Genomic DNA, 13,998 nt, shown 5'->3' with positions numbered 1-13,998 from the left:
TCGATGTATTGTATGTAAAAGAAGTGGGTTTGGGCAGATTTGAACTGCCGGCCTCCTCCATGTCAAGGAGGTGTCATAACCAGACTAGACCACAAACCCGATCTGGCGCGTCGTTCCAACGCATTTTCTCGTACCCCCGGCAGGTAATTGAAGCTTTCGAATCGCGGCCCCGTATGTGGGTTTCTATCAACACACCTACTACTGTGTCTCTTCCGTGAACGTCGCTTCGATCGATCGACACCAATGCAAGAGCCATTCGTCATCGCCAAAACGTGCGGTACACTGTATCCCGATCGGCAACCCATCAGCGGTCTTCTCGATCGGGAGTGTCACTGCTGGCACCCCCGCGTGTGTCCACGGGAGGTTCATGATCGGGTCACCGGTTGTCTCGATTCCGCGTGGCGCGGGTCCGGGTGCAGGTGGGGATACCAACACATCAACGCCTGTGTCATCCATTCGCGAGTGAATCTGTTCTCGAACGTCGCTTCGGCTTGCCCGATCGATAGCTAGCGCATCAGTACCAACCGATCGGCCCTCTTCAATCAGCTCCGCGGTTTCAGGTGCATACCGATCGCCATACTCCCGATACCATGGTTCATGAACGAGTGCCATCTCCGCGGCAACCAGCTCTTTGTGTCGGTTGTTGATCGTTTCGATTTCTTCGAACATCGGAACCTCTCGGATTGTATATCCGTCAGCCTTCAGTCGGTCAATTTGGCGATCGAATGCGGCAATGGCAATATCGTCTGCCTGTTCAACGTACGGGCCGGTCGGAACTCCAACCTTCGGCTGGATCTCTGAAGGAGTGTTTTCAGGTCGCCAGTCAGTACAGAGCACACTTCCTGCGATCTGTGCTCCTACCACATCTTGTGTAAAGTACCCAACGTGATCTACAGATGGTGCTGCAGGAATGACGCCAGCTGTCGAAATCCGATCGAAACTCGGCTTGACACCAACGACCCCACAGAATGCAGCAGGCCGATTGACCGAGCCGATCGTCTGTGTTCCAAGCGCCAGTGGAACCATCCCCGCAGCAACTGCAGCCGCAGAACCACTGCTTGAGCCACCTGGTGTGTGTTCGAGCTGATGGGGATTCCGTGTTGGTCCAGGCTCGAAGTATGCAAACTCCGCAGTCACCGTCTTTCCGAGCACATACGCACCTGCATTTTCTGCCGCCGTAACCGATGCCGCCTGTGGTCCCGCAAGCACGGCAGGTGGTACATCTGAGCCCGCTCGTGTCTCCATGCCGTTTACATGAAAGATGTCTTTGACACCGACCGGAATGCCGAACAACGATGGTCGATCGGCTCTGGTTGTATATGTCTCCGTGAGTTGTGTACACGAGCGACTCGTCCGTTTCTCACGATCATCCGCTGGCACAAACGCGGCAATCTCCCCATCTTGGGCATCGATCCGATCCAACAACTTGGTCCGATACGCCTCCGCACTCATCGCTCCCGATCGCAACCGTTGTGCGGCTGTCGAAAGGGCTGCATCCTGAATCATACGCGGTACTCGTTCCGGGGGTGATTTGATCGTTTGCCCTGTGACAATCGCTAGTGTCCCCCCCGACATGCTTTTATTGATGAACAAACTTGTACATCATAAGACTAACTCATACATTGGTGTTCTACAATGCAGGATTATATTCAACAGGTAACAGACGGCAATGATCTCACCGTTGATGAAGCACGGGATGCAGCACGCCTCATCTTCGAGGAGGCAACGGAATCACAGATCGGTGCACTGCTTGCGGCCCTCCGGGCGAAAGGCGAGACCGAAGAGGAGATCGCAGGTTTTGCACAAGGGATGCGAAATGCTGCGCGAACAATCAGCCCCGACCGAGAGCCGCTCGTCGATACGTGTGGTACAGGAGGAGATGACTACGATACAATCAACGTCTCAACAACGAGCGCGATCGTCGCCGCCGGTGCAGGAGTTGCGGTCGCAAAACACGGGAACTACTCCGTTTCGTCATCCTCGGGGAGCGCGGATGTCCTCAAAACCGCAGGCGTCACTGTTGATGCAGAGCCGCCCGCGGTTGAAGACGCGATCGAGAGAGATGGAATTGGATTCATGCTCGCACCCGTTTTTCACCCTGCAATGAAAGCGGTCATTGGCCCGCGAAAAGAGCTCGGTATGCGGACGATCTTTAATATTCTTGGTCCGCTCACGAACCCTGCTGGTGCCGATGCACAAGTACTCGGCGTCTACGATGCAGACCTTGTTCCAGTGATTGCGAACGCACTTGTTCATATGCCGGTTGAGCACGCACTGGTTGTCCACGGCGACGGCATGGACGAGATTGCAATTCACGGCGAAACAACCGTGGCAGAGGTAACGGGAACAACCGTAGAAACCTACACCGTGGACCCTGAGTCGATCGGACTTGAAACAGCGCCCGTCTCTGCCGTCGCCGGTGGCTCACCCGAAGCGAATGCCGCAGACCTTACTGGAATTTTAACCGGTGATGTAACAGGCCCAAAACGACATATTATTCTCGCAAATGCGGGCGCAGCGATCTATGTTGCAGGACTTGCAGATTCGATCGAAGACGGTGTTGATCAGGCCGCAGCCGCGATCGATAGCGGTGCTGCAGCGGCAAAGCTTGATGCGCTCTGTGGTGCGACAACAACGGAGGCATAGATGGCTCGCGTCAAAATCTGTGGCCTAACGGACAGTGCCGATCTCAGAGCTGCTGTTGAAGCTGGGACGGATGCGGTTGGATTCATTAGCGAAGTGCCCGTTGACACGCCACGAGAAGTCGATCGGAGTCAAGCAGCCGCGCTCATTGCAGAAACGCCGCCGTTTGTGACTGCGACGCTTGTGACCATGGCTGAGACACCTGAAGAGGCGGTGTCAATTGTCCGGACAACCCGTCCAGACGCACTGCAGCTCCACGGATCGTTTGACTCCGAAGAGCTTGGGTTCATCCGCGCTGAAACCGGAATCAAACTGATACAAACAATTGATCATACAGAGACCGATCGTGCCGCTGAGTTGGATCAGGTTGTCGATGCACTTCTGATTGATTCAACAGACGAGTCGGGCGCGGGCGGAACTGGTGAAACGCATGATTGGGCAGCAACCGGCGAACTGGTTGAGTCGCTCACCTCACCAGTTATTCTTGCTGGTGGGCTCACACCGGATAATGTTGCGGAAGCAGTCTCTATCGCCGCGCCATTTGGTGTTGATGTTGCCTCCGGTGTTGAAGCCGAAGGTGGTATCAAAGACCACACCGCGGTTGCGACGTTCATCCAGAATGCCGGTCGTGAACTGGAGGTGAGACAGCTATGAGTGAGCCCAAAACACACGCTCGAGACCGCCTCGATCGTTCACAAGCCGAATTTGTCGACCTGATTGGAGATCGGTCCGAACCGGTTGTTGCTCGGGTGAGTGCAACCCTCGATATCGACATCTCTCCGCTTGCTACCTATACTGCACTCTCGGAGAAGAGCCCGTACAGCTTCCTGTTAGAGAGTGCTGAAAAAGTTGCCTCCAGCAATCCAGACGGCGCATTTGGGAGTTCACAATCCGCGGACAAACATGCTCGATACTCGTTTGTTGGCTATGACCCCGAAGCCGTTGTCTCGGTTGAGCCGGGTAACACAACAATCGAACCACTCGGTCCTGCTGGTGCGTATCTCTCCGAACAGGTACCGTCTGATTCGGATGGAGATATCCTCGATCGACTTCGACAGGCACTTCCAGCAATTGATCGACGTGGCTTTCCAGAGACGGACCGCCAACAGCTCTCCGGCGGTCTTGTTGGATTTCTCACCCACGAAGCAGTGTACGACTTGTTCTTAGAAGAAGTTGGATGTGAACGACCTGACGTGGCGCTCCCGGATGCTCAGTTTGTTCTTACAACAAAGACACTCGTATTTGACGATGCAAAGGGAACGGTTGAGCTTGTCTTTACGCCGATTGTTACTCCTGATACTGATCCTGCTGCGCTGTACAACGATATCCAATCGGAGGTACAGACGCTCTGTGTGGAACTTGGCGCTGCAGTAGACCCCACGCCTGGAGGGTTTATTCGAACTGGCGAAATAGCAGGGAGCCAAACTGCCTACGAGAATGCGGTTCGAGAGGCGAAACAACACGTCCTCGATGGCGACATCTACCAAGGTGTGATCTCCCGGACACGTGAACTGACCGGAGATATCGATGCGATCGGGTTGTACGAGTCGCTCCGGTCGATTAACCCGTCTCCGTACATGTACCTCCTCTCGCACAATGACCTCTCAATCGTGGGTGCAAGCCCGGAGACGCTTGTCTCAGTACAGGGCGATCGGATTGTGTCAAATCCAATTGCAGGGACGTGCCCACGTGGGAGTAATCCGGTCGAGGATCGGCGGCTTGCTGGTGAGATGCTCGCTGACGGCAAAGAGCGTGCAGAGCATACCATGTTGGTCGACCTGGCGCGTAACGATGTTCGACGCGTCTCTGTCGCTGGGTCGATCGAAGTTGAGGAGTTCATGAACGTCCTCAAATACAGCCACGTCCAACATATCGAATCAACCGTCACCGGAACACTCGCGCCGGAGTATGATGCGTTTGACGCAACACGGGTTACGTTCCCTGCCGGAACGCTTACTGGCGCACCGAAAGTGCGAGCAATGGAAATCATCGACAAACTGGAGTCAACACCACGCGGCGTCTACGGCGGTGGCGTTGGCTACTTCTCTTGGAGCGGTGATGCTGACTTTGCGATCGTTATACGAACCGCCACGATCGAACACGGAGCCGATGGTGCGGACGATCGGATAACCATCCAAGCGGGTGCTGGCTTAGTTGCAGACAGTGACCCAACGAGCGAATATGAGGAGACTGAGCAGAAAATGGGTGGTGTCCTCGCCGCAATTGAGGCGATCGAACAGACGGAGGTCGAACAATGAACGTCCTCTTCATCGACAACTACGACTCATTCACGTACAACCTTGTCGAGTACGTCTCAGAACAAACGCTCCCAGATGGTGAAGAAATTGAGATCAAGGTCATCAAAAACACGGCTGCTATTTCGGAGGTGGATGCCTTCGATCCCGATGCAATCATTATCAGTCCCGGTCCGGGACATCCAAAGAATGCTCGTGATGTTGGCGTTACGATGGATGTGCTTACCAATCACAGCAAAACGGTTCCAACGCTTGGTGTTTGCCTCGGGCTTGAAGCCGCAGTGTATGCCTATGGGGGGTCGATCGGGCATGCACCGGAGCCGATTCACGGGAAAGCGTTCCCGATGGACCACGATGGCCGTAGCGTGTTCTCCGGTCTTGCTGATGGGTTCCAAGCAGGACGCTATCATTCATTGATTGCGACCACAGTACCGGATTGTTTTGAGATTTCAGCAACGACGGATCATAACGGCGAAGCTCTGGTGATGGGTGTCCGGCATCGAGAGTATCCGATCGAATGTGTGCAGTTTCATCCTGAAAGCGTTCTCACCGGACCGGGACATGAGCTGATTTATAATTTCCTGTCGACTGCACAGAAACACCGACTCCCTGTGTAATTCTGTTCTATATTAGTCCGAACACCATTGCAATTACTGCAGCACTAACGACTACGACGCCAATGGTTACAACTCGCCATGCAATGTGGAGGACAATTCGACTAACATACAGTGCAACTAAGAGAAGACACAACGCAAGAAGCAGTTGCCCTAATTCTGTCCCCAAAACTCCACCTTGCGCAACGGTTACTGCCCGTAGCATACCGAAACGAAACTGTTGAGCCAGCATAAACTTGTGGTCATCCAACGTGAACAACTAGTAAGTATCACTCACAAAAGTAGCAACATATTGGCCAAAATCACCACCCGTCTATTCAATCGATTGGCATGGGGCCGAGAATCACTTTCACTCCGCTCTGAACAGTATTATACTTACGCAACACGAGTACTCTACTACGCTGTAATCGGCACCAATCGGTGTCGATTGCACCTGCCCGCATAGTAACCAAATAGATGTATCTATGTCAACTCAGATTTCAGTAATACAAGCAAAGCTGAACACTTATGAGGCTGGCATTGAAACGAAACTCTCGTTCAAAATGAGTACACCACTGATCACCGATTTCGGCATTTTCGCCGCACAAACCACCCAACTCGGCGAGGAGGTGGACGCGTGAGCAACGCGGACCTTTCCGCCGATGAACTGACGCTTCCGATCAAACGCACCACTGGAGATACGCTTAAATCGCGTCTCACTGGCAATGCGTACAACAACATTCTCCCAGCCCGATACCTCCGGAAAAACGCTGACGGAGAACTTGTCGAGACACAGGAAGCACTCTTCGAGCGCGTTGCAAAGAACGTTGCTCTCGCAGAAGCGGTCTTCGAAGCAGAAAAACAAGGCGTTGAAATCACTGTCACCCCTGACCAGCTAAAACCAGGACATCCGCGACGTGACGAACTTGCCGAAGACGTATTCGGGAAGGGCGTCAGTGCTGGTGACGATGTCGAGACAGCACTCTCGGTCTACAACGTTAACAAGTTCGCCTACGAGACAATCGTTCCAGCGCTTCCAGACGAAATTGCAACACATGTCGAATCTGTTGCTGAAGAGTTCGAAGAGCAGATGACGAGGCTCTCGTTCATGCCGAACTCACCAACACTCATGAATGCTGGTGATGAACTCCAGCAGCTTTCGGCATGTTTCGTTGACTCCCCAGCGGACGATATCGAAGACATTCACCAGACGATGAAAGAAGCTGCAGAGGTCTTCCAAAGCGGTGGCGGAATGGGGTACGCATTCTGGAAACTCCGCCCATATGGTGATGCAGTCGGCTCAACCGGTGGAATCGCTTCCGGTCCGATCACATTCATGCGGACGTATGACCAGATGTGTGAGACGATCGCACAAGGAGGTGCACGACGTGGCGCACAAATGGGCGTCATGCGCGTGTCACACCCAGATGTGATTCAGTTCCTTCATGCGAAAAATAAAGATGTTTCACTGGCTCACAGCCTCCGACTGAACGATCCTGACGACTATACACACACCTCATTTGCGGATGCACTTGAGGAGGCACGAGAGCTCATCGACGAGGATGGACGAGTTCCGAAACACCTCCGGAACGCAGTTGAGGGCCACCTTTCAAACTTCAATATCTCCGTTGGTGTCACTGATGACTTCATGGAGGCGCTCTACAACGACGAAGAGTTCGTCTTCACAAATCCACGAACCGAAGAGCAACACATCTCGACACCAGAGACAAAAGAGATCTACGATATGTTCGACCTTGGCGAGTACGTCGAGGTTGGCGAAGTGCTTTCGATCCCAGCAAACGAGCTTTGGGACCATATCATTCAAGGCGCACACGAGAACGGTGAGCCTGGCGTAATCTACCTCGAAAGAGTCAACAAACAGCATTCGTTCGATGTTCAAAAATACCCCGAGCACGAAATATTAGCGACAAACCCGTGCGGTGAACAGCCGTTAGAAGAGTATGAGGCTTGTAACCTCGGTCACATCAACCTCTCAACAATCGCCGACTTTGATGCACCGGACTGGCGTGTCTGGTACAACGAACATCGTGACGAATACGACTCCTTCGAAGATGCAGTTGACGCATTCCTAGCTGATGCGATCGACTTCGAGGAGTTTGACCACCGAATCGCATACGGAACGCGGTTCCTCGAAAACGTTGTCACGATGAGTGATTTCCCGGTCTCTGAGATCGAACAGAAGGTCCGAGATATGCGAAAGATCGGACTTGGTATTATGGGACTCGCACAGCTGTATCTCCAACTCGGTATCCGCTACGGCTCCGATGAGGGGAACGAAGTTGCCCGTCAGCTCATGACCCACATCAATCACGAGTCAAAATGGACCTCCCACGAACTGGCCGCCGATCGTGGTACGTTCAACGACTGGGATGAGTCAAAGTACGCAAGCCCAACCGAATACGCCGAGTGGTTTGAACACCACACCGGACTCAACGCAGACGAGTGGGAAGATGGCTTCCCGATCCGAAACCACAACACAACGACGATCGCCCCAACTGGCACGACCTCGATGATCGGAAACACCACCGGTGGGTGTGAGCCGATCTTTAACGTCGCATACTACAAGAACGTCTCCGACGATGTGCAGGGAGACGAGATGCTTGTTGAGTTCGATGACTACTTCCTCCGTGTTCTGGAGGCAAACGACATCGATGTTGATGAGGTCAAACGTGAAGCCCAAGAACAGATGGCTACAAACGAGTTTGATGGCGTTGAAGGACTTGAGACCGTCCCTGACGCGATCGGAGAGCTCTTTGTAGTCACAAGCGACCTGAGCGGAATTGACCACGCAAGCGTGCAGTGTGCATGTCAGGCTGGCGTTGATTCGGCAATTTCGAAAACCTGTAACTTCCCGAACTCCGCAACGATGGAAGATATGGACGAAGTGTACCGATACATCTACGACCACGGTGGCAAAGGTGTCACGGTCTACAGAGACGGAACTCGATCGAAACAGGTGCTTACGACGCGTGCAAAGAACACCGAGTTCGCCGACGATGCTGAAGCGGCCGAACAGATTGTCACCCAGATTGAGGAGGTCTTTGGTGGTCTCAAAGACTTCCTTGACAACGAAGAGGTTCAGGCTGAACTCTCAGTTGAGTTTGACGAACTCTTCGGGAGCACCGAAAGCGGTCTTGGGAAGAAGCAGCCGCGGCCAGACGTGCTGTATGGCGTTACCCAGCGAATCGACACTGGCTACGGGAAACTCTACGTGAACATCAACGAGGATGCCAACGGACAGCCGTTTGAGCTATTTGCAAACATCGGTAACTCAGGTGGATTCACTGCGTCTTTCACTGAAGCACTTGCAAAAACGATTTCAACAGCGCTTCGATCTGGCGTTGATCCAGCGGAGATTGCAAGCGAACTTAAAGGCATTCGCAGTCCAAAAGTTGCGTGGGATAAAGGCGAACAGGTCAACTCTATCCCGGATGCGATCGGCACCGCAATGCAGCGCTATCTCAACGGCGATATTGAAAAACCGTACCCAAAACAGCAGAATCTCACAGAGCTTGAGAAAGAGACAGCAGACGTAGATGCTGAACCACCGGAAACAGACGGTGGCGCATCTGTGTCTGCGCCACAAACGGACGCAACTGATGACTTGCTCGCAGCAGGTGAGAGTCCAGAGTGTCCATCTTGTGGTAGCATGACGCTGTATTTCTCTGAAGGCTGTAAGACGTGTGAGTCCTGCGGCTGGTCAGAGTGCTAATACAGCATGAATAGTATTTAGATTATTTTTATTTTCACGATCGACACCGCCCCTGGACTGTTATAAAAATCAGTACCGTTATCTGGTTGGGATCTTCTCAACCGGCTCTGCACCACGATGCTGTCGATCAGCGCTTCCGATCCCGCTCACTTCACGGAACACGGCTTCTGGGTCTTTGTTCCACGTCCATCGCCAGCGAGTTTTTGCAAGCAGATACAGCTTTCGTGTTGTACTCAATTCAGGCGTCTCCGAGAGCACATCATACTCCAACTCCCGAATGAGTCGGTGATGATCTGCATACAGCACTGCGGCCAAAAGCACCGCAAGCTGGCAATCCTCCGGTAAGTATTTGATCCCGGCAACACCGTCCTCATAGAGCCGCTCGGCTCTGCGCAGTTCCGCTTGCATTGCTGCAGCAAACTCCGGTGTCATCTCAAAATTAAGGAGTTGTTCTTCGGTGACGCCGTGCTCTTCGAGTGTGGTTTGTGGGAGGTAGATTCGATCGCGATCGACAATATCCTCTCGTACATCACGAAGGAAGTTTGAAAGTTGGAATGCTTCACCAAGTGCGGTTGCATGGGCTAGTGCAGTATCTGGGTCGTCTGGATCCATCACTGCAGTCATCATTCGACCAACAGCCGCTGCAGAGCCGTCCATGTATGTTTCTAGCTCCTCGTAGGTCTCGTATCGGGACGTCGTAGTGTCCGAAAGCATTGCATCGATGAAGGTTTCAACGTCCGAATCTGCGATGTCGTAGCGCTCTCGCATCTCTGAGAACGCAGTCAGAATGGGGTCATCAGTCTCTGCTTTGCCAAGTGCGGCAGCCTGCAATTTAAGCAGCTCTTCTCGTTGCTGTTCAGGGGTTGCATCACCTGCATCGTCGACTACTTCATCAGCAACGCGGAAAAACGCATACAGGACGTATGTGGCTTCTCTAACGCGCTCTGGAAGGAGCCGTGTTGCTACGTGGAAAGTCTTTCCTGTCTGCTGTTGTATCGCCTTGCTTTGGGCGACTTGATCGTCGTCTACCATATGTTGGAAAGTAGGGAGGTCCTTTGCGGTTGCGAGAGACGGTTCCGGCGGCAGGACATATACCATTTAATACGTACGCAACCAACATAACAGTTCGTACCGATATACTGACAACGACGAATCGCTACACTGCGACCCATTTTCAATAGAATGTATCTGAACAGTCGTAGACGACACCGTGCTCCGGACAAATATATTTGCAGTGTCTATGCATCATTGACGCTCCACACAGGGGGCACGGCCTGCCTGCCACGGTTTCGCTTTCCGTAGTTATATTACATGATCGCTTTGCCATTCGATACTACATAGTTCAGATACAACGTACATATAGTATGCCCTGTCTACTCATCTGTGACCCCCCGCGCAGCGGCAACCTTTGTTGCATCTGGAATGTATAACCCAGTGCTTGGTTCCAACAGTCCTGCGTCGAACCGCTTTGCGCGAATCAGTCCGAGCCCAAACACAATCGCGACGACAAGCGGGATCCAGTTTCCGAACCAGATGTTGATGAATCCCCACAGAATGACAAAGCTCACCATATCATCCAACATGAACTCACAGCTTCGGAGCCGAGATTCGAGCTCGTCACGATCGAACGCCCAATCCATTACGGCCACCGCAACAGTCGCACTTACCACCCACCCAGCGTAGTTCGAAAGTGGGACATTATAAAATGCCCCTCCATCTGCAAACGCCCAAAACCCGAGCGAGACTGCCGCAGGATCGAGCACAACGTCCATTGCGACCACTGCTGGTATGACAACCGCTAGCCGAACCACCCACCGGTCAGCAAGGTCTCCGAGCAGTAGGACACAGAGAAGATATGAGTTCATCACAATCGGCAGGAAAAACAGCGGTAGCGCTGCTGGAATCCCTTCAATCATTGGCCCAAGTGTGACACCGTAGCTAAAACCGCCGTACGGCCATCCAGTTGTCACACCAATGTACTCGATCGCATACGTGTAGCTCATAAGCAGTACAATCCCAGCAACTGCTTTCCGATCGATCGTTGGAAGCACACCAACAATAAGTGGAGCAGCCATCACAGCAGTGCCGAACAGTATAAATGGCGGATTAAATTGGAGCGGTTCTGGAACCCAGCCGTTGGCCGACCCAAGGAGCATAAACGCCCCAACAAGCGGGAAGAAGACAGAGATAGTAAACCGATTTCCATCCACAAAGGCATCTAACCATGGCTCTGCTTCGCTTCTACTCCGTGGTGCCCATGAGAAGAGCCCATCCCGTGTTGAAGACTCCGCACTCATCCGATCACCTCCCACACAGGGACAATCTGCCATAGCGCACCCATTGTAATGAGTGCGCCAACAACGGTGTTCAACGCAGGGAACCACCAGTATGCACGTGTTACATCAATATCGCTCAGTGCAACACCAGCCACAAATAGCGGATACACAATCATCAACGCACCCAGAAGCGGCGTTACCATTGCAAAGAGTGCTGCAGTTAGCAGCCAACAGCCACCAACATATGTATATGTTCGCGTCTCTCCAAGCCACGTTGCGGTCGTCTCAATGCCTGCCCGTCGATCGGGGCCAATGTCCGGAATCGCAGAAAACGTATGCATTCCCATTGTCCAGAGCCATGCTGCAGCGATCGCAACCAACGGTGGGTTTGATCCAGCAACGACGGCATACGCAGCGACACCAGGCAAGATGTATAAGCCGTTTGAAATCGAATCTGCAAACGGCGTTGTTTTGAACCGAAGCGGTGGTGCACTGTAGCCGACTGCGAGCATAAAAAAACCAATGAGCCATGGCCATGCAACTGGCGGGGTGATGAAAAATAGCCCAACGCCAAGTACACCGCTCACAATAACGGCTGTGAGAACGCTCCAATCGCCTTGCCACCGCGCTTCTTTGTCGCCTTTTTTTGGGTTCTCAGCATCGATCTCCGCGTCGTATAGATCATTGACGCCATACAACAATATGTTCGCAGGGAACAAAAAATACGCAAATAAAAGCAGACTCACAGGAAGAAATAGCTCATTTGTCGTAGACGCAGCTGCGGCAACAGCGACCACAATTGGCCCTGCAAGATAGAGCCAAAATCGTGGTCGAGAGAGGGTAATGAGGTACCAGAGCCGATCGCTCACGGAGTCGTCTGTGTTGTTTTCAGGTCCTGCAGTTCGCGTCATACCCATGATCACTTTACAATCTCTTCAGCCGTGATTTGCCCACTGATCAGACACATCGGGACACCGATTCCGGGCGTTGTGTATGACCCTGTAAAGTAGAGGCCATCAACCTTCTTCGATCGGTGCGGTGGCCGAAAGAGCGCGGTCTGGCGAAGCGTGTGCGCCATCCCGAGCGCAGTCCCTTGCATACTGTTGTATCGGTCAGTGAAGTCATCAACAGAGAATACTTTTTCAAACACAATTCGATCATGAAGCGACACACCGGTATTCTCTGCAATATCGTCAAGTACGAGCTCTCTATACTGTTCTCTAATTTCCGGCGTGTCCTCGAGATCCGGTGCGATCGGAACTAATGCAAACAGGTTGCTGTGTCCTTCTGGTGCGACTGTGTCATCCGTTTTCGATGGGACACAGAGGTAGTATGCAGGGTCATCTGGCCATGCTGGATTCTCGAAGATTTCTTCGAAGTGTGGCTCCCAATTTGTTGGGATCACAAGCGTGTGATGTGCAAGCGGCTCAACGTCGCCCTCGACGCCTAAATAGATCAAGAATGCAGACGGTGCATAGGTTCGAGAATCCCAGTACTCTTGGCTGTACTGACGCTTCTCCGGTGGAAGCATCTCTTGTTCTGTGTGTGCGTAGTCCGCATCAGAGACAACAAGATCACAGAGATACTCCTCACCATGTTCAGTTCGAACGGCAAATCCACCACGTTTGCCTGCGATTTCGGTTACTGGCTGATCCGTAACATACTCAACACCGAGTTCGGAGCCCAACTCCACAATTCCATCAACAACAGCGCCAATGCCACCATCTGGGTAGTAGACGCCCATATTGAAATCAACGTGACTCATCAGGTTGTACAGCGCAGGCGTATTTGTGGGCGAGCCACCGAGGAAGACAAGCGTGTACTGCATAATCTGCTGGAGTTTTGGGTGCTCAAAATAATCCTCAACATGCCCCTGCATCGAGCCAATGAGTGAGAGCCCCCATGAATACCGAAGCACGTCAAGATCCATGTAGTCTCGGAGGCGTGGTCGATCGGTATAGACAAAATGTTCCATCCCGATCTCGTAGTTCCGTTGTGATTTTTCCAGATAGCGCTCCAGCTCTTCAGCAGCGCCTGATTCATAGGATTCAAACAGCTGTTTGTTCTGTTCGAGATCCGGAACCAGATCGACCTGATCACCATCTTTGAAAAAGATTCGATAGTGGGGATCAAGCCGCGAGAGCGTGTAATAGTCCGACACATCCCGATCGAAGTGCCCAAAGAATCGCTCAAAGACATCGGGCATCAGATACCAGGAGGGGCCCATATCGAAGCGGAATCCATCAGATACAAGTCTGCTTGCACGCCCACCGAGCTGTTCGTTCTTTTCAACAACGGTGACGTTCGCTCCTGCATCCGCAAGGTAACACGCAGTTGAGAGTCCACCGAACCCTCCACCAATAACAACAACATCCTCACCGGCAACTGCTGACAGATCAACCTGATCGACATCAATCTGCGCTCGTGAAGCAGCGAAATCCATGTCAGTACATACGAATGGATACCGTATAAAACGACCCACTGCGCAGTCAACACAT

Annotated in this window: 13 protein-coding genes and 1 tRNA gene; 6 read left to right on the top strand and 8 right to left on the bottom strand. The window is 52.6% G+C overall.

The genetic code is table 11. From position 1 onward, the window contains the following. Positions 1-24 precede the first annotated feature (24 nt). Positions 25-99: transfer RNA gene (locus AArcSt2_RS06510), tRNA-Val, on the bottom strand. A gap of 99 nt (positions 100-198) precedes the next feature. Continuing rightward, positions 199-1,506 carry an amidase gene (locus tag AArcSt2_RS06505; protein ID WP_250583485.1) on the bottom strand — a complete coding sequence of 436 codons (1,308 nt, stop codon included), beginning with the start codon at positions 1,504-1,506 and terminating at the stop codon, positions 199-201. A 129-nt stretch (positions 1,507-1,635) separates the two neighbouring features. On the opposite strand from AArcSt2_RS06505, the gene trpD reads away from it, so the two are divergent. The 4 genes from trpD to trpG are packed head-to-tail and all read left to right on the top strand — an operon-like array spanning position 1,636 to position 5,515. Continuing rightward, positions 1,636-2,646: an anthranilate phosphoribosyltransferase gene (trpD, locus tag AArcSt2_RS06500; RefSeq protein ID WP_250583484.1), complete on the top strand. Its 1,011-nt coding sequence runs from the start codon at positions 1,636-1,638 to the stop codon at positions 2,644-2,646. Beyond that, complete coding sequence (locus AArcSt2_RS06495; protein ID WP_174652068.1) at positions 2,647-3,297, top strand: phosphoribosylanthranilate isomerase; 651 nt, start codon at positions 2,647-2,649, stop codon at positions 3,295-3,297. Next, entirely contained in the window at positions 3,294-4,901 is a 1,608-nt protein-coding gene (gene trpE / locus AArcSt2_RS06490) for an anthranilate synthase component I (RefSeq protein WP_250583483.1), read from the top strand. The genes AArcSt2_RS06495 and trpE overlap by 4 nt, the downstream gene beginning before the upstream one ends. After that, positions 4,898-5,515, top strand: a complete 618-nt coding sequence (trpG, locus tag AArcSt2_RS06485; protein WP_250583482.1) for an anthranilate synthase component II — start codon at positions 4,898-4,900, stop codon at positions 5,513-5,515. Before trpE ends, trpG begins: the two co-directional genes overlap by 4 nt. Positions 5,516-5,522: 7 nt before the next feature. Here trpG and AArcSt2_RS06480 read toward each other — a convergent pair whose 3' ends face one another. Next, positions 5,523-5,717, bottom strand: coding sequence for a DUF8029 family protein (locus AArcSt2_RS06480; RefSeq protein WP_250583481.1), 195 nt, complete (start codon positions 5,715-5,717; stop codon positions 5,523-5,525). A 259-nt stretch (positions 5,718-5,976) separates the two neighbouring features. Here AArcSt2_RS06480 and AArcSt2_RS06475 point away from each other — a divergent pair, with 259 nt between their 5' ends. Together AArcSt2_RS06475 and AArcSt2_RS06470 are read left to right on the top strand one after the other, a co-directional pair. Further along, positions 5,977-6,132: a hypothetical protein gene (locus tag AArcSt2_RS06475; RefSeq protein ID WP_250583480.1), complete on the top strand. Its 156-nt coding sequence runs from the start codon at positions 5,977-5,979 to the stop codon at positions 6,130-6,132. Continuing rightward, positions 6,129-9,224: an adenosylcobalamin-dependent ribonucleoside-diphosphate reductase gene (locus AArcSt2_RS06470; protein WP_250583479.1), complete on the top strand. Its 3,096-nt coding sequence runs from the start codon at positions 6,129-6,131 to the stop codon at positions 9,222-9,224. The genes AArcSt2_RS06475 and AArcSt2_RS06470 overlap by 4 nt, the downstream gene beginning before the upstream one ends. Positions 9,225-9,302: 78 nt before the next feature. On the opposite strand, the gene AArcSt2_RS06465 is transcribed toward AArcSt2_RS06470, so the two are convergent. From AArcSt2_RS06465 to AArcSt2_RS06450, 5 genes are all read right to left on the bottom strand, one after another. Then, a complete protein-coding gene (locus tag AArcSt2_RS06465) occupies positions 9,303-10,256 on the bottom strand; it encodes a phytoene/squalene synthase family protein (protein ID WP_250583789.1) in 954 nt (317 codons plus the stop codon). A 142-nt stretch (positions 10,257-10,398) separates the two neighbouring features. Then, positions 10,399-10,551, bottom strand: coding sequence for an HVO_2523 family zinc finger protein (locus tag AArcSt2_RS16695; protein ID WP_302928457.1), 153 nt, complete (start codon positions 10,549-10,551; stop codon positions 10,399-10,401). A 46-nt stretch (positions 10,552-10,597) separates the two neighbouring features. Continuing rightward, positions 10,598-11,521: a bisanhydrobacterioruberin hydratase gene (cruF, locus tag AArcSt2_RS06460; protein ID WP_250583478.1), complete on the bottom strand. Its 924-nt coding sequence runs from the start codon at positions 11,519-11,521 to the stop codon at positions 10,598-10,600. Next, complete coding sequence (locus AArcSt2_RS06455; protein ID WP_425493649.1) at positions 11,518-12,417, bottom strand: prenyltransferase; 900 nt, start codon at positions 12,415-12,417, stop codon at positions 11,518-11,520. Before AArcSt2_RS06455 ends, cruF begins: the two co-directional genes overlap by 4 nt. Before the next feature lie 2 nt (positions 12,418-12,419). Then, positions 12,420-13,943, bottom strand: a complete 1,524-nt coding sequence (locus AArcSt2_RS06450; RefSeq protein WP_302928455.1) for a phytoene desaturase family protein — start codon at positions 13,941-13,943, stop codon at positions 12,420-12,422. Positions 13,944-13,998 lie beyond the last annotated feature (55 nt).

The sequence above is a fragment of the Natronocalculus amylovorans genome, assembly GCF_023638035.1.
Classification (GTDB): domain Archaea; phylum Halobacteriota; class Halobacteria; order Halobacteriales; family Haloferacaceae; genus Natronocalculus; species Natronocalculus amylovorans.
Note: the sequence above shows the minus strand (reverse complement) of the source record. Positions and strands in the feature narration are given on the sequence as shown.